This window comes from Streptomyces sp. VRA16 Mangrove soil, from assembly GCF_017377775.1.
GTDB lineage: Bacteria > Actinomycetota > Actinomycetes > Streptomycetales > Streptomycetaceae > Streptomyces.
Genome location: NZ_JAFVLN010000016.1, coordinates 177,574 through 193,862, shown reverse-complemented (window position 1 = coordinate 193,862; position 16,289 = coordinate 177,574). Strand labels below are relative to the sequence as shown.

12 protein-coding genes and 1 pseudogene are annotated in these 16,289 nt (G+C 72.1%); 9 read left to right on the top strand and 4 right to left on the bottom strand.

The window, feature by feature from the left end:
* Window positions 1-126 precede the first annotated feature (126 nt).
* From scy to J3486_RS33995, 7 genes are all read left to right on the top strand, one after another.
* Window positions 127-4,110 carry a polarized growth protein Scy gene (scy, locus tag J3486_RS34025; protein ID WP_207827502.1) on the top strand — a complete coding sequence of 1,328 codons (3,984 nt, stop codon included), beginning with the start codon at window positions 127-129 and terminating at the stop codon, window positions 4,108-4,110.
* 195 nt (window positions 4,111-4,305) lie between these two features.
* Window positions 4,306-5,241, top strand: coding sequence for a cellulose-binding protein (locus tag J3486_RS34020; RefSeq protein WP_207827500.1), 936 nt, complete (start codon window positions 4,306-4,308; stop codon window positions 5,239-5,241).
* Between the two features lie 89 nt (window positions 5,242-5,330).
* Window positions 5,331-6,299: an ABC transporter ATP-binding protein gene (locus J3486_RS34015; RefSeq protein ID WP_207827498.1), complete on the top strand. Its 969-nt coding sequence runs from the start codon at window positions 5,331-5,333 to the stop codon at window positions 6,297-6,299.
* Between the two features lies 1 nt (window position 6,300).
* Window positions 6,301-7,071 (top strand): ABC transporter permease subunit, encoded by a 771-nt coding sequence (locus J3486_RS34010; RefSeq protein ID WP_207827496.1) that lies wholly within the window; start codon window positions 6,301-6,303, stop codon window positions 7,069-7,071.
* Window positions 7,072-7,179: 108 nt separating this feature from the next.
* Window positions 7,180-7,899: a hypothetical protein gene (locus J3486_RS34005; protein ID WP_207827494.1), complete on the top strand. Its 720-nt coding sequence runs from the start codon at window positions 7,180-7,182 to the stop codon at window positions 7,897-7,899.
* Window positions 7,900-8,005: 106 nt separating this feature from the next.
* Window positions 8,006-9,160 (top strand): ABC transporter ATP-binding protein, encoded by a 1,155-nt coding sequence (locus J3486_RS34000; protein ID WP_207827491.1) that lies wholly within the window; start codon window positions 8,006-8,008, stop codon window positions 9,158-9,160.
* On the top strand, window positions 9,157-10,017 hold the full coding sequence (locus J3486_RS33995) for an ABC transporter permease (protein ID WP_207827489.1): 861 nt from the start codon (window positions 9,157-9,159) through the stop codon (window positions 10,015-10,017). Before J3486_RS34000 ends, J3486_RS33995 begins: the two co-directional genes overlap by 4 nt.
* Before the next feature lie 17 nt (window positions 10,018-10,034).
* On the opposite strand, the gene J3486_RS33990 is transcribed toward J3486_RS33995, so the two are convergent.
* Window positions 10,035-10,361: an ATP/GTP-binding protein gene (locus J3486_RS33990; RefSeq protein ID WP_207827488.1), complete on the bottom strand. Its 327-nt coding sequence runs from the start codon at window positions 10,359-10,361 to the stop codon at window positions 10,035-10,037.
* Between the two features lie 224 nt (window positions 10,362-10,585).
* Here J3486_RS33990 and J3486_RS33985 point away from each other — a divergent pair, with 224 nt between their 5' ends.
* Entirely contained in the window at window positions 10,586-11,620 is a 1,035-nt protein-coding gene (locus J3486_RS33985) for an LLM class flavin-dependent oxidoreductase (protein ID WP_207827486.1), read from the top strand.
* A gap of 98 nt (window positions 11,621-11,718) precedes the next feature.
* Here the strand turns inward: J3486_RS33985 and J3486_RS33980 are convergent, their stop codons facing one another.
* Window positions 11,719-12,111 carry an SCO5389 family protein gene (locus J3486_RS33980; protein WP_207827485.1) on the bottom strand — a complete coding sequence of 131 codons (393 nt, stop codon included), beginning with the start codon at window positions 12,109-12,111 and terminating at the stop codon, window positions 11,719-11,721.
* Between the two features lie 295 nt (window positions 12,112-12,406).
* Here J3486_RS33980 and nucS point away from each other — a divergent pair.
* Window positions 12,407-13,027 (top strand): annotated as a pseudogene (gene nucS, locus J3486_RS45280) (endonuclease NucS); the annotation flags it as partial.
* A 6-nt stretch (window positions 13,028-13,033) separates the two neighbouring features.
* On the opposite strand, the gene J3486_RS45275 reads toward nucS, so the two are convergent.
* Together J3486_RS45275 and J3486_RS33965 are read right to left on the bottom strand one after the other, a co-directional pair.
* Window positions 13,034-15,592: an ATP-binding protein gene (locus tag J3486_RS45275; protein ID WP_207827484.1), complete on the bottom strand. Its 2,559-nt coding sequence runs from the start codon at window positions 15,590-15,592 to the stop codon at window positions 13,034-13,036.
* 245 nt (window positions 15,593-15,837) lie between these two features.
* Window positions 15,838-16,161, bottom strand: a complete 324-nt coding sequence (locus J3486_RS33965) for an STAS domain-containing protein (RefSeq protein WP_207827482.1) — start codon at window positions 16,159-16,161, stop codon at window positions 15,838-15,840.
* Between the last annotated feature and the right edge of the window lie 128 nt (window positions 16,162-16,289).

Below are 16,289 nucleotides of genomic sequence, written 5' to 3'. Positions count from 1 at the left end.
CGTGAGCCCGAAGCGCCGACTGCGCATCCGCTGTCGATCTGACACCATTCCCCGGGGGCCCCGTTCGGCGTATGGACGGAGCTCGTAAGGAAGTACTTGCGACCAGGGGACGGATGGGACCGCGCAGTGCGGGGCTACGAGAGCCAGGACGGCCGGCGGCCGGCTGAGACCGACCATCTCTCGCGGTTCGAGGCCGAGATGGATCGGCTGAAGACCGAGCGGGAGAAGGCCGTCCAGCACGCCGAGGACCTGGGATACCAGGTGGAGGTGCTGCGCGCCAAGCTGCACGAGGCGCGCCGCAGCCTCGCGTCCCGGCCTGCCTATGACGGGGCTGACATCGGCTATCAGGCCGAGCAGTTGCTCCGTAATGCCCAGATCCAGGCCGACCAGCTGCGCTCGGACGCCGAGCGCGAGCTGCGCGACGCCCGCGCCCAGACGCAGCGCATCCTCCAGGAGCACGCCGAGCAGCAGGCCCGGCTCCAGTCCGAGCTGCACACCGAGGCGGTCAACCGCAGGCAGCAGCTCGACCAGGAGCTGGCCGAGCGCCGCCGCACGGTCGAGACGCACGTCAACGAGAACGTGCAGTGGGCCGAGCAGCTGCGCGCCCGCACCGAGCAGCAGGCCCGCCGGCTGCTCGACGAGTCGCGCGCCGAGGCCGACCAGGCCCTCGCCGCCGCCCGCGCCGAGGCCGAGCGGGTCGCCGCCGAGGCCCGCCAGCGGCTGACCAGCGAGGCGGAGACCGCGCGCGCCGAGGCCCAGGCGCTGCTCGCCCGCGCCCGCCAGGACGCGGAGCGACTGCTCAACGCGGCATCGGCGCAGGCCCAGGAGGCCACCGAGCACGCCGAGCAGCTGCGTACGTCGACGTCGGCCGAGTCGGACGCCGCGCGCCGGCAGGCCGGCGAGCTGAGCCGCGCCGCCGAGCAGAAGATCGCCGAGGCGGACACCGCGCTGCGCGAGGCCCGCACCGAGGCCGAGAAGGTGCTGGCCGAGGCGAAGGACGCCGCGGCCAAGCAGCTGTCGAGCGCCGAGTCGGCCAACGAGCAGCGCACCCGTACCGCCAAGGAGCAGGTCGCCCGCCTGGTCGCCGAGGCGACGAAGGAGGCCGAGGCCACCAAGGCCGAGGCGGAGCAGACCGTCGCCGACGCCAGGGCCGAGGCCGAGCAGCTGATCGCGCAGGCCAAGGAGAAGGCCCGTACGGTCACCGCTGAGGAGACCGCGGGCGAGCTCGCGAAGGCCGCCCGCACCGCCGAGGACGTCCTCAACAAGGCGTCCGAGGAAGCGAAGTCGACGACGAAGGCCGCCGCCGAGGAGGCCGAGCGGATCCGCGCCGAGGCCGAGGCCGAGGCGGACCGGCTGCGCGCCGAGGCGCACGACCTGGCCGAGCAGCTCAAGGGCGCGGCCAAGGACGACACCAAGGAGTACCGGGCCAAGACGGTCGAGCTGCAGGAGGAGGCCAGGCGGCTGCGCGGCGAGGCCGAGCAGCTGCGGGCCGAGGCCGTCGAGGAGGGCGAGCGGATCCGGGCCGAGGCCCGCCGCGAGGCCGTCCAGCAGATCGAGGAGGCGGCCAGGACCGCCGAGCAGTTGCTCGCCAAGGCGAAGGCCGACGCGGACGAGCTGCGCTCCGCCGCGACCACGGAGTCCGAGCGGGTCCGCACCGAGGCCATCGAGCGCGCCACCAGCTTGCGCAAGCAGGCCGAGGAGACCCTGGAGCGCACCCGCGCCGAGGCCGACCGGCACCGCGCCGAGGCCGAGGAGCAGGCCGAGGCGACCAGGGCCGAGGCGGAGCGCGCCGCGCAGGCCCTCAAGGACGAGACCGAGCGGGCCATAAGCGCACGGCAGGACGAGGCGGCCCAGGAGCTGACCCGGCTGCACACCGAGGCCGAGGAGCGCCTCACCGCGTCCGAGACGACGCTGAACGACGCGCGCGCGCAGGCCGAGCGGCAGCGCCGGGAGGCCGCGGAGGAGAGCGAGCGGCTGCGCACCGAGGCGGCCGAGCGGGTACGGACGCTGCAGGCGCAGGCCGAGACGGAGGCCGAGCGGCTGCGCACCGAGGCCGCAGCCGACGCCGCGACGACCCGCTCCGAGGCGGAGAACGTCGCGGTACGACTGCGGTCCGAGGCGGCGACCGAGGCCGAGCGGCTCAAGACCGAGGCGCAGGAGTCCGCGGACCGGCTGCGCGCCGAGGCGCAGACCGCGGCCGAGCGGATCTCCGCCGAGGCCGCCGAGACGCTGGCCGCCGCGCAGGAGGAGGCCGCCCGTCGGCGCCGCGAGGCCGAGGAGACGCTCGGCAGCGCCCGCCAGGAGGCCGACCAGGAGCGCGAGCGGGCCCGCGAGCGGAGCGAGGAGCTCCTCGCCGTCGCCCGTGCCCGGGTCGAGGAGGCGCAGACCGAGGCGGTCCGCCTCGTCGAGGAGGCCGACCGGCGTGCGACCGAGATGGTCTCCGCCGCCGAGCAGACCGCGCAGCAGGTGCGCGACTCCGTGGCCGGGCTCCAGGAGCAGGCCCAGGAGGAGATCGCGGGCCTGCGGTCCGCCGCCGAGCACGCCGCGGACCGCACGAAGCGGGAGGCGCAGGAGGAGGCCGACCGGGTCCGCTCCGACGCCTACGCGGAGCGCGAGCGCGCCACCGAGGACGCCAACCGCGTACGCGGTGAGGCCACGACCGAGGCGGAGGCCGCCAAGGCGCTCGCCGAGCGCACGGTCGCGGACGCGATCGCCGAGTCGGAGCGGCTGCGCACCGAGGCGTCCGAGCACGCCCAGCGGGTCCGCACCGAGGTCGCCGACCTGCGCACGGGCGCCGACCAGGACGCCTCGCGCACCCGCGCCGAGGCCCGCGAGGACGCCAACCGCATCCGGTCGGACGCGGCCGCGCAGGCCGACACCCTGATCGGCGAGGCGCGCGCGGAGGCCGAGCGCCTGACGACGGAGACGAACGCGGAGGCGGAGCGGGTCCGCGCCGAGTCCACCGCGGCCGCCGAGAAGCTCGTCACCGACGCCGCCGAGGAGGCCGAGCGGCTGCGGGCCGAGTCGACGGCCGCCGCCGAGCAGCTGACGAGCGAGACGCAGGCCGAGGTCGAGCGGCTGCGCTCGGAGTCCGTCGCGAAGGCCGAGAAGCTGATCTCCGACGCGTCGGGCGACGCCGAGCGGCTGCGGGCCGAGGCGGCCGAGACGGTCGGCTCCGCGCAGCAGCACGCCGAGCGGATCCGCACCGAGGCCGAGCGCGTCAAGGCGGAGGCCGCGCAGGAGGCGGACGCCGTCACGACGGCCGCGCGCGAAGAGGCCGAGCGCACCCTGGACGAGGCCCGCAAGGACGCCAACAAGCGGCGTACGGAGGCCGCGGAGCAGGTCGACACGCTCATCACGGAGTCCGCCGTCGAGGCCGACAAGCTGATCCGTGAGGCGCAGGAGGCCGCGCAGAAGACGACGGCCGACGCGGAGGCGCAGGCGGACACGATGGTCGGCGCGGCCCGCAAGGAGGCCGACCGGCTGGTCGCCGAGGCCACCGTCGAGGGCAACACGACGGTGGAGAAGGCCCGCACGGACGCGGACGAGCTGCTGGTCGGCGCCCGTCGGGACGCGACGCAGATAAGGGAGCGTGCGGAGGAGCTGCGCGACCGCATCACGGGCGAGATCGAGGAGCTGCACGAGCGTGCGCGCCGCGAGTCCGCGGAGGCGATGAAGAACGCGGGCGAGCGGTGCGACGCCCTGGTCAAGGCCGCGGAGGAGCAGCTCGCCGAGGCCCAGGCCAAGGCCAAGGACCTGCTGAACGACGCCAATTCGGAGGCCGGCAAGGTCCGTATCGCCGCCGTGAAAAAGGCCGAGGGCCTGCTCAAGGAGGCCGAGCAGAAAAAGGCAGGGCTCACGCGCGAAGCGGAAAAGATCAAGGCGGATGCGGAGCGCGAGGCCGCTTCCATGATCGAAAAGGGTCAGCGCGACCTGGACGTGCTGGTCAGGCGTCGCGAGGACATCAATGCCGAGATCTCCCGTGTCCAGGACGTGCTGGAAGCGTTGGAGTCTTTTGAGGCGCCGTCCGGCGGGGGCAAGGACGGTGGCGTCAAGGCCGGCGCCGCGGCAGGGGCCACACGTTCGGGTGGCAAAGGGTCCGAGGGCTAGCCAGGAGACCAACTGTCGTGCTTGATAAGGACCTTTGGCCCCGCTCCTGGCAAGCACTCTGCCGCTACGCCACTCAAAAGGGCGGACATTCTAGAGCTGAGGCCAGATCAAACCGGCATCTGCTCGATGACACGCCGCTTGGACCCCTAGGATTCCCTCTATCACCTCACACCGGTCTCATTCGACAGGAACCCCATGAGCGACACTTCCCCCTACGGCTTCGAGCTTGTGCGGCGTGGGTACGACCGCGCGCAGGTGGACGAACGTATTTCCAAGCTCGTCTCCGACCGTGACAGCGCTCTTGCCCGTATCACTGCTCTGGAAAAGCGCATCGAGGAACTGCACCTCGAGACGCAGAACGCCCAGGCGCAGGTGAACGACGCGGAGCCGTCGTACGCCGGTCTCGGCGCGCGCGTCGAGAAGATCCTCCGCCTCGCCGAGGAGGAGGCCAAGGACCTGCGCGAGGAGGCCCGCCGGGCCGCCGAGCAGCACCGCGAGCTCGCCGAGTCGGCGGCCCAGCAGGTGCGCAACGACGCGGAGTCGTTCGCCGCCGAGCGCAAGGCCAAGGCCGAGGACGAGGGCGTCCGGATCGTCGAGAAGGCCAAGGGCGAGGCCACGGCGCTGCGTAGCGAGGCGCAGAAGGACGCGCAGTCGAAGCGCGAGGAGGCGGACGCCCTCTTCGAGGAGACCCGCGCCAAGGCCGCCCAGGCCGCCGCGGACTTCGAGACGAACCTGGCCAAGCGCCGCGAGCAGTCGGAGCGCGACCTGGCCTCGCGTCAGGCCAAGGCCGAGAAGCGTCTTGCCGAGATCGAGCACCGCGCCGAGCAGCTCCGCCTGGAGGCCGAGAAGCTCCGCACGGACGCCGAGCGCCGCGCCCGCCAGACGGTGGAGACGGCCCAGCGCCAGGCCGAGGACATCGTGGCCGACGCGAACGCCAAGGCCGACCGCATCCGCTCGGAATCCGAGCGCGAGCTGGCCGCCCTGACGAACCGCCGCGACTCGATCAACGCGCAGCTGACCAACGTCCGCGAGATGCTGGCCACGCTGACCGGTGCCGCGGTCGCCGCCGCAGGCGCGCCCGTCGAGGACGAGCCGATCTCCCGTGGGGTCCCGGCGCAGCAGTCCCGCTGAGCCGGCGCCAGACCCGCACTGTAGAGACAGCGGTAGCCCCCTGCCACTTCTGAGTGGCAGGGGGCTTTTGTCCGTTTTAGCGTGGCCGCATGATCGAGCTATCGGGGCTGACCAAGCGCTACGGCGAGAAGACGGCCGTCAACGACCTCACCTTCAGCGTCAGGCCCGGCATCGTCACCGGCTTCCTCGGGCCGAACGGCGCCGGCAAGTCGACGACGATGCGCATGATGCTCGGCCTCGACAACCCCACCGCGGGCAGCGTCCGGATCGACGGCAAACAGTACGCCCAGCTGAAGGACCCGCTGAAGTACATCGGCGCCCTGCTCGACGCGAAGGCGATGCACGGCGGCCGCAGCGCCCACAACCACCTCCTCTGCCTCGCCCAGTCCAACGGCATCCCCAGCAGCCGGGTGACCGAGGTCCTGGACACCGTCGGCCTCACCGCGGTGGCCAGGAAGAAGGCCAAGGGGTTCTCGCTCGGCATGGGCCAGCGGCTCGGCATCGCGGGCGCGCTCCTCGGCGATCCGCAGATCCTGATGTTCGACGAGCCGGTCAACGGGCTCGACCCCGAGGGCATCCACTGGATCCGCAACCTGATGAAGTCCCTGGCGGCGGCCGGGCGCACGGTCTTCGTCTCCTCGCACCTGATGAGCGAGATGGCCCTCACCGCCGACCATCTGGTCGTCATCGGGCAGGGCCGGCTCCTCGCCGACATGTCGATGGCGGACTTCATCCGGCAGAACTCACGCAGTTACGTACGGCTGCGCTCCCCGCAGCGCGAGCGGCTGCTCGACGTGCTGCACGAGAACGGCGTCACGGTCGTCGAGGCCGGCAACGGCACCCTGGAGGTCGACGGCGGCTCCCCCGAACAGCTCGGCGAACTCGCCGCGAGCCACCAGCTGGTGCTGCACGAGCTGAGCCCGCAGCAGGCGTCCCTCGAAGAGGCCTTCATGCAGCTGACCGCCGAGTCGGTCGAGTACCACGCACACAGCGGCGAGCCCGCGCAGCAGCAGAGCTGGGGCGCGTCCTGGAACGACGACCGAACGAAGGGGGCCTGAGATGGCCGCGGCCCAGGTCCTCAGGTCCGAGTGGACCAAGATCAAGTCCGTCAACTCGACAGCTCTCACGCTCAGCCTCGCCGTCATCGTCTCGGTCGGGCTCGGGATGCTGATCAGCGCCCTGTCGAAGAACGAGTTCAAGAACCTCTCCGCCGAGAACAAGCTGGCCTTCGACCCGACCTTCATCTCCTTCTCCGGGCTCACCCTCGGCCAGCTCGCGGTGGTGGTCTTCGGCGTCCTCGTGGTGGCGAGCGAGTACAGCACGGGCATGATCCGCACCTCGCTGGCGGCCGTCCCGCAGCGCGGCACGTTCCTGTTCTCCAAGATCGCGGTCGCCTCGCTGCTCGTCCTGGCCGTCGCGCTGGTCACCAGCTTCGCGTCGTTCTTCCTCGGCCAGATGATGCTCGGCGACCACCGCACGGACCTGGGCGCCCCGAACGTGCTGCGCGCGGTGATCGGCGCCGCCGTCTACATGACGCTGATGGCGATGTTCTCGATGGGCATCGCGACGATGCTCCGCTCCCCCATGCTGTCGCTCGGCATCCTCATGCCGTTCTTCTTCCTGATCTCCCCGATCCTCGGCAGCGTCTCGGCGACGAAGAAGGTCGCCCAGTACTTCCCCGACCAGGCGGGCTCCCGGATCATGCAGGTGGTCACCCCGGTCAACGACGACTCCCCGTACGGCCCGTGGGGCGGCCTGGCGATCCTGCTGGTGTGGGTGGCGGCGGCCCTGATCGTGGGGTACGCGCTGCTGAAGAAGAGGGACGCCTAGCCAGACCTGCTACGGGCCGGGGGCGCGGGTCCGTGGCGAGGTACGGCCGCGCCGCGTGGGCGCGAGCCACCGCGCACGAGCCGCACGGACCCCCTACCCTGCGGCCCCATGGCGCTCGAAGAACCGGCCCGGACCCTGACGGCCCTGGGCTACACCGACATCCCGGCCCTGTCGCCGCTCACCTACCCGGGCCGCCCGGTCACGGCCCCGGCCCTCCTCCACCACGGCGAACTCCACGCCCTGCCGGTCGACGGCGCCCTGGACGACGTGATCAAGGACAGAACTCCGGTCCTGGCCGTGGGCTCCAACGCCTCCCCCGCCCAGATCGCGTACAAGCTGACCCGTCTGAACCTCCCGGTGAGCGTCCCCATGATTCCGGTCGAGACGCACGGCATCGGCATCGGCTGCAGTGCCCACATCGGCCGCAACGGCTACGTCGCCGCGGCTCCCTACGAGGCCCCCGGCGAGCGCCGCACCCTGGTCGTCACCTGGCTCGACGACACCCAGCTCAAGGCGGTCGACGCCACCGAGCTGCCGAACTACCGCAGGGTGCCGGTGCCGGACGCGCCCGTCCCCGGCCTGCAGCTGTACGTCAGTGAGTACGGGGTGCTGACCGATCCGGAGACCGGCGGCGCCCCGCGTCCGGGCGGCGGCGACCAGGCCGCGCTGCTCACCGCGCTGATGGCCCTCTCCCCCGCCCTGCGCTCGCTCCTCGGCCCGACGCCCGCCGACTGGGTCCGCAGGGCCGCCGCCTCCCCCTCGCTGCGCGAACGGGGCACCCTGCTCCTGCGGGAAACCGGACTGCGCGCCACCCCTTGGCCCCACTGAACCCTTTGCTCACTCTTGGCCGGAACCGTCAGCGCTCGGATACGCTCCTACTCCTTACGGGGGCGTGTGCCCCGACGTCTTCCGAGTCTTCCGATGGGTGCGGAGCATGATCGAGGCAGTCGGCCTGACGAAGCGCTACGGCGCCAAGACAGCCGTGTACAACCTTTCCTTCCAGGTGCGGCCGGGCACCGTGACCGGCTTCCTGGGACCGAACGGCTCCGGCAAGTCGACGACGATGCGCATGATCCTCGGTCTCGACCAGCCGACCCAGGGCGCGGTGACGATCGGCGGCTACCCGTACAACAAGCTGCCGAACGCGCCGCGCCAGGTCGGCGCCCTGCTCGACGCGAAGGCCGTGCACGGCGGCAGGACCGCCCGCAGCCATCTGCTGAGCCTGGCCCAGCTCTCCGGCATCCCGGCCCGCCGGGTCGACGAGGTGCTCGGCGTCGTCGGCCTCCAGGAGGTCGCCAAGCGGCGTTCCAAGGGGTTCTCGCTCGGCATGGGGCAGCGGCTCGGCATCGCGGCTGCGCTCCTCGGCGACCCGCAGGTGCTGCTCTTCGACGAGCCGGTCAACGGCCTGGACCCGGAGGGCATCCTCTGGGTCAGGAACCTGATGAAGTCGCTGGCCGCCGAGGGCCGTACGGTCTTCGTCTCCTCGCACCTGATGAGCGAGATGGCGCTGACCGCCGAGCACCTCATCGTGATCGGGCGCGGCCAGCTGCTCGCCGACATGAGCGTGCGGGACTTCATCGCGCACAACTCGGCCGGGTTCGCACGCGTCCGCACCCCCGACACCGAGCCGGAGCAGCGCGAGAAGCTGGGCGCCGCGCTGACCGAGGCGGGCGGCCAGGTGCTGCCCGAGCCGGACGGAGCGCTGCGGGTCACCGGGCTCCCGCTGCCGCGGATCAGCGACCTCGCGCACGAGGCGGACGTCCGCCTGTGGGAGCTCTCGCCGCACCAGGCGTCCCTGGAAGAGGCGTACATGCGCATGACGCAGGGCGCCGTCGACTACCGCTCGACCGTCGACCAGCGGGCGGGTCTGCAGCAGCAGCCGGCGCCGGGCATGATGCCGCCGCAGGTGATGCCGGTGCCCGGCCAGGACCAGCCCGGCTGGTACGCCCCGCCGCCGCCCCAGGCGCACCCGCAGCAGCCGCAGCCGCCGCAGGCGCCGGTCGCGAACCCGTACGCGGTCCCGCAGCCGCCGGCCGCCGCCCCGGCCCCGATCCCCATGGACAAGACGGAGAAGGACGACGCCCGATGAGCACGCCGCCCCCGCCCTACGCCGCCCCGCAGCAGCCTCCGACGGCCGCGGCTCCCGGCCCCGGGTACGCCTCGCCGATCCCGGTCCGGCGCGCGCACCTCGGTGACGCCCTCGCCTCGGAGTGGACGAAGATCCGTTCCGTACGCTCCACGATGTGGACGCTCGGCGTGATGATCGTGCTCATGCTCGGCATCGGTCTCGCCTCGGCCGCGGTCGTCGCCTCCTCGGACACCACGACGCTGGACGGCAACGAGGTGCTCGGCCTCGGCTTCTTCGGTGTCCTGCTCGGCACCATCTGCGTGATCACGCTCGGCGTCCTGACCATCGCGTCGGAGTACGGCACCGGCATGATCCGTACGACGATGACGGCCTGCTCCAGCCGCAGCCGGGTGCTGGCCGCCAAGGCGATCGTCTTCTTCGGGCTCGTCTTCGTGCTGACCACGGTGGTCGCCGCGGTGGTCGGCGCCCTTCAGGTGAGCATCGTGGGCGGCGAGTCGCCCAGCGGCTCCATGTGGTTCAAGTCGACCGTCGGCGTGGGCCTGTTCGTCGCGCTGATCGGCCTGCTCGGGCTCGCGGTCGGCACGCTCGTACGGCACTCGGCGGGCGCCGTCACGATCATGATCGGTCTGGTGCTGCTCCCGCTGGTCCTCGCGATCTTCATGTTCGCGGAGTCGCTCAAGGACCTCCAGCAGGCCCTGCTGGAGTACTCGATCCCGAGCCAGATCGCCGTGCTCTACGACAACTCGGTGGCCGGCGGCTCCGGCCCGTCCGGCTGGGACCCGCTGTGGATCATGCTGGTGGTGACCGGGCTCGCGCTCGGCGGCGCCTTCGCGACGCTCAACAGCCGCGACGTGTAGGGGCGTTGCCCCGCCGCTCAGTACCGCGGCGCGTTCCTGGACCGCTGCGCCTTCGTGGTGCGGCGGTCCTTCGCGTTCCAGCACGCCTTGTGCCAGTGGCGCCGGTCGTCCACGCCCGCGTACTCGGGCCAGGCCACGATGTGCGCGACCCCGGAGCCGATCTCCTGGTCGCACCCCGGGCAGCGGTAGGTCTTGCCGGCCGCGCTGGCGCCCGCCACATGGCGCACGCTCCACTCCTCGCCCTGCCAGCTCTCGGTGGACTGGAACCCGCCGTAGCGCCGCCCCTCGTCGTCGCTGCTTCCTGACGATCCGCCGGCCTTGGGGCGGTTGCGACGCGGGGACACGGATCACCTCACGGGGTGTTTGTACGGGGCAGGAGTCACGGACCAGCCTACGCCGCCGGAACTGGGGTAACCGGCCGTCGCGGCACCGCACTGCGGCCCCTCCACCACCTCCTCCCGGCAGAAAATCTGCCAATCTTCATGCCAAGCCGTGTCTTTGGCACTTGCCAACCGTTAATGCCTGCATGGGGAGTGCCCGCGTCGGCGCCAAGGAAGGCAGGAGCACGATGCGTGTAGGAACGTTTGTACTGGCGGCCCAGTTTCCGGGTCAGGGCCAGGGGGAGGCGCTGCACCGGGCGGTGCGGTCGGCCGAGGTCGCCGAGGAGGCGGGCCTGGATGCGGCCTGGCTCGCCGAGCACCACTTCGTGCCGTACGGGACGTGCCCGTCGGCGATCACACTGGCCGCGCTGCTGCTCGGCCGCACCCGCACCCTGCGGGTGGGCACGGCCGTGAGCGTGCTGCCGACGGCGCACCCGGTGGCCCTCGGCGAGCAGGCGGCGCTGCTGCACCTGACCTCGGGCGGCCGCTTCTCGCTGGGCGTGGGCCGCGGCGGCCCGTGGGTCGACCTGGAGGTCTTCGGCGCCGGTCTGGACGCGTACGAGACGGGATTCCCCGACTCGTTGGACCTGCTGCTGAGCTGGCTGCGCAAGTCGCACGTCGCCGCCGAGGGGGAACGGTTCGCCTTCCGCGAGGTGCCGGTGGTGCCCCGCCCCGCCGAGGCGATAGGGGACACGGATCCCGCGGGGCCCGAGGTCGTCGTGGCCTGTACGTCCCCCAAGAGCGTCCGGGTCGCCGCCGAGCGGGGCCTGCCGATGCTGCTCGGGATGCACTGCGGGGACGAGGAGAAGGCGGAGATGGTCGCCCTGTGGCGGCGCTGCGCGCGCGAGGCCGGGCGCACGCCCGAGGAGATCCTCTCCGCGCCGCACGTCTCCGCCGGTGTCGCCCAGATCGGTGACCGTGACGCGGACGCTTCGGAGACACTCCTGAAGGCGATGCCCGGTTGGCTGAAACAAGGTCTGGACGCCCATGTGACGGTCGACGGCCGCACCCGGAAGATGCGGGACCCACGGGCCTACACGGAACTGCTGTGCAGTCTGCACCCGGTCGGGACACCGCAGTTGTGCGCCGACCGGCTCGCCGCCACGTCGGAGCGGACCGGCATCTCACGGTTCGCACTGCTCGTCGAGGGCTCCGGCGATCTCACGGCGACGGAGGAGAACGTACGCCGACTGGGAGCCGAGGTACTCCCGCAACTCGGCTGATCGTCCCCGGAGTCGACGCCTGGCGCCCATGCCTGCCGCCCGTACAGATGCACCTCCCGCGCACGGGACGGCAGGCAGACCGAGCCAGACGTCAGCCGTCAGCAGTCGCGCAGCTCGGGCGACTGGTTGAGCAGCTGATTACGGGCCGAGGTGAAGCGGGCCAGCGTCTGGTCCACCGCCGGGTCAAGCGGGAAGACCGCCACCCGGTGACAGTTCTGGAACGCCAGCCGGACGCCGAAGTGCCGCTGCAGTGCGCCGCGTATCGCGTCACTCGCGAGCGCGCGCAGCAGTTGCCCGCGCTCCTGCTCGCTGGGCGGCGGCGTCTGGTTGTCGGCGAACTCCCCGCCGTCGACCTTCAGCTGGGCCACCAGAGAGCTGATCATCTCCCATGCGTAGGGCAGGGAGGTCCGGACGCAGTCGACGAAGTCAGCTTCGTCGACCTCGCCTCGCTCGGCCTGTTCCAACAGTGCCGGTGAGACGTCGAGCGACATGGGTTCTCCTCTCGCACCCCCGGCGTGCCGGGGGTTGACGGACAGGCCAGGAGCCCGGGCACGTACGCCCCCTCGAACACGCAGCGTGCACGCGCCACGACCTCCTGCTTCTACGGTAAGCAACGCATCCGGAGCGCAACAGGGCGTGGGGCGCCCAGTTCGCACACAACCAGCCAATAACGAACGAGCTTCTATAGAACAAAAGGGGCGTCCCGAAGGGACTCAGGCAGGGTGGCGGGGGGTGACGGGCGGGCGAATCGCGTAGGGAGGGGGCTGTCGAGTAGCGTTGCCCACCATGCGTCTCGTCATCGCCCGCTGCTCCGTGGACTACGCGGGCAGGCTCACCGCCCATCTTCCGTCGGCCCCCCGTCTGATCCTCGTGAAGGCGGACGGCAGCGTCTCCATCCACGCGGACGACCGGGCCTACAAGCCCCTCAACTGGATGTCGCCGCCCTGCACCCTCAAGGAGGGGACGGGCGACGATGAGGGCACCTGGACCGTCATCAACAAGGCGGGCGAGAAACTCATCATCACGATGGAGGAGATCCTCCACGACTCCTCGCACGAACTCGGCGTCGACCCGGGGCTCATCAAGGACGGCGTGGAAGCGCACCTCCAGGAGCTGCTCGCCGACCGCATCGAGACCCTCGGCGAGGGCTACACGCTGATCCGCCGTGAGTACATGACGGCGATCGGCCCGGTCGACATCCTGTGCCGGGACGCCGACGGGCAGACGGTCGCCGTCGAGATCAAGCGCCGCGGTGAGATCGACGGTGTCGAGCAGCTCACGCGCTACCTGGAGCTCCTCAACCGCGACCCGCACCTCGCGCCGGTCCGCGGCATCTTCGCCGCCCAGGAGATCAAGCCCCAGGCCCGGGTGCTCGCCACGGACCGCGGCTTTTCGTCCGTCTACATCACCGAGCTACATCACCGAGCCGCTGCTGGACCCGCTCCCGCTCGGGGAGCCGGCCGCACTGCTGCTCACCGGCGCGCTGCTGCTCACGGGCGCACTGCTGACCGGGCTGCTCGCGGTGTCGGTCGTGCCCGGAGTCGTCGGTTCCGGGCTCGTCTCCGTCGGCGTCGGGGTCGGCGACGTGGTCGTCGGATCGTCGCTCGGCGACGGCGACTTGGTCGGCGACTTCGTGGGCGACTTGGTCGGGGACTTCGAAGGCGACTTGCTCGGCGACTTCGACGGGGACTTGCTCGGCGACTTGGTGCCGCTCGGGTCGTCCGACGGCGTGCCGCTGGAGCCGGTCGACGGCGTCGGGTCGTCCGCCGTCCCCGGGATTCCGTCCTTGCCCGGGTCGGTCGGACCCGCCGACTCGCCGGAACCGCTGCCGCCGCCCTTGCCGTTGCCACTGCCCTCGGCCTTGTCGGCGCCGAGGCCCCCGCCGTTCTCCCCCGCCGAGGCCGACGGGTTGGTGTTGACCTTGTCGGACGGCGGTTCGTTGTTGTTCGACGTGGCGCCGAGCGTGACGACCGTGCCGAGCACCGCCGCGAGCAGCGCGCCCGCACCGGCCGCGACCAGATTGCGCCGGGTGCCGCTGACGACCGACTTGCGCGAGGGCGCCTTGCCGCCACCGATGACCGTCGGGGCGGGCGGCGCGGGCGGCGCCTGCCGGGTCACCAGCGTCTCGGGCTCACTCGGCGCCTCGGGCATCGCGAACGCGGCGGGCACCCCGCCGGGAGGCGACTGCGACTCCTCGTACATCGCGTCCGGGACTTCCTCGCCCGCCGCCGTGCGGCCGCCGGGCAGCACACCGCCGGAGCGGTCCGCGACCAGCGCCAGCGCGCGCCGGCCCGCGATCGAGCCGCGCTTGTCGGCGAGGGCGCCGCGCAGGCCGATGGAGGCCTCCAGCTCGGCGCGGGCCCGGTCGAGCTGCCCTTCGAGCAGCGCGAGGATCCCCAACTCATGGTGGAAATAAGCTTCTTCGGAGACGAGGCCGACGCGGCGCGCGGCCTCCTGACCGGAGCGCAGCGCACGCTCCCAGGCGCTCCAGGCGAGCCCCGCGGCGAACGCGGGCGCGGCCGCGCGGACCAGCTCCACGGACGCGGGAATCTCTTCCTCGGGCACGGGCGCGGCCGGCACCAGGACGCGGAGCGCGGCCAGCAGCGCGTCGCACTCGGCGGCGACCCGCTCCGGGCCGACCGACGGGTGCCCGGCCCACCAGGCGTAGTGCCGGGCCGCGGTGCGGGCCTGCTCAACGACGTCGTCCCCGTACCCGGCCGCCTCCAGCTGGACCTGTACGCCGGCCGCGAGGCGGTAGCGTCCGCCGACCGGGGTGACGAGCGCGTTGGAGACCAGCTCGGCGAGGGCCGCGTCGGCGTGCTGGTCGCCCACGAGGGCGGGCAGGTGCGCCTGGTGCGGGATCTCGCCGCCGAGCGCGACCGCGAACCGCAGGGTGGCGCGGGCCGACGCGCTCAGCCGGGAGGCGAGCAGTGCGGCGGGCGCGGCGCCCTCGGCGAGCGAGGGCAGCGGGACGTCGTGCCCGTCGGAGGCGTCGAAGGGCGCGTCCACCGGGGTGTCGGAGAAGTAGCCGAACTCGTCGAACGCGTTCGGGTCGGCGCGCAGTTGGTCGCGCTGCCGCAGCAGGGCGCCGGCCTGCGCGAACCGCAGCGGCAGCCCCTCCGACTCGAACCACAGGTCGCCGGCCCACTGGGCCTCTTCGTCGGTGAGCACCCGGCCGACGGCCCGCTCCAGGAGTTCCAGGCTGGAGCCGCGGCCGAGTCCGCCGAGGAAGACCTCCTCCACGTGGGAGTCGGCGGACGGGGCGGGCACGTCGGGCGTCGCGGCGAGCAGGAAGGCGCACTCGGGAGTGGCTTCGAGCAGTTCGTCGAGCTGGGCGCCGCCGAACTCCAGGTCGTCGAGGACGACGACGGCGCCGACCTCGTGGACCAGCTCAAGCATCTGGGTGCGGTCGGGGCGGTGCAGCGGTGCGTTGTAGACGGCGCCGAACAGCTCGTGCAGCACGTCGTCGACCGAACGCAGGTGTCCCGAGAGCCGTACGACTCCGTCCGGGGCGATGCCGAGGCAGTCCTCGGCGACCTGGTCGAGCAGCGCCGTGCGGCCGGATCCGGACGGTCCCGTGAGCCGGACGGAGCGGCCGCGCGCGAGGAGTCGTACGAGACGCTCACGGTCCTCCTGCCGCTCCAGGAGCGGCAGTCGCGGCAGCGCGGGACCGGGCGGCATGGGCGGGCGTGCGGCACGCGCGAGCTCGATGCGCTCGGTGGCGTCGTACTTGACGGGCCGACCGGGGCGGTCACCGGGCGGGCAGGGTTCGATCTCGCTGCCGTCGACGGGATTGACGGTCAGGAGATAGTCGCCGGACACGAGCTGCACGGTGCGTGCGAGCGCGGGCGCCGGCTGGCCGAAATCAGGTGTGAGCGGATCACGCGGCGGGCGCCGCGCGCCGCGCCCCGCCGTGCTGTCGTCGCGCCGGTCCTGGCTGAAGTCTTCCGGTCCCCGGTTCATCGGGTCCATGGTCAAAGCCCCCCAAAAGCGTGGTGTGCCGCTTGCCCCTCCCGGCCTGTGCACACTGCGCTGTCGCTTCTGGTCCGGTGCCCGCGTGGCGGGTACGTCATAGCGCGGGCGACCGAACCCTAGACCTTTGCTCAGTATCTCCGAACAGGCGGGGTCCTGCGCCGTCCGAGACGTCACAGTCTCGTGAGGATTGTGAGCGCTTCCCACAGGAATGAACGATTCACACCTTGTGGAGCCGCACCGTTTCAGACGCGGGGCAGCGACTCCACGCCGATGCCGCCCTCGATCGCCAGGATCCGGTGCAGCCGGGTCGCGACCAGCAGGCGCTGCATCCGGTCCGGCACGCCGCGCAGCACGAGCCTGCGTCCGCAGCGGCCGGCACGGCGGTGGGCGCCCATGATGACGCCGAGTCCGGTCGCGTCCCACGAGTCCAGTTCGGACAGATCGAGCACCAGGTCTCCGATGCCGTCGTCGACGGCGGTGTGCAGGACCGTACGGGCGTCCGCCGCGCTGCGGACGTCGAGGCGGCCCCCGACGACCAGCTCGACGTGGTCGCCCCTGATGTGCATATGCGCTCCCCGTGACGAGAGGTTTCCATGTGATCTGCGTATGTCACTGCAACTGACTGACTTGGGGCGCCAGAAGTTGCCGTCTGTAAGCGAACCGATACCGAATTCACCCCGAGGAGTGATGTGGT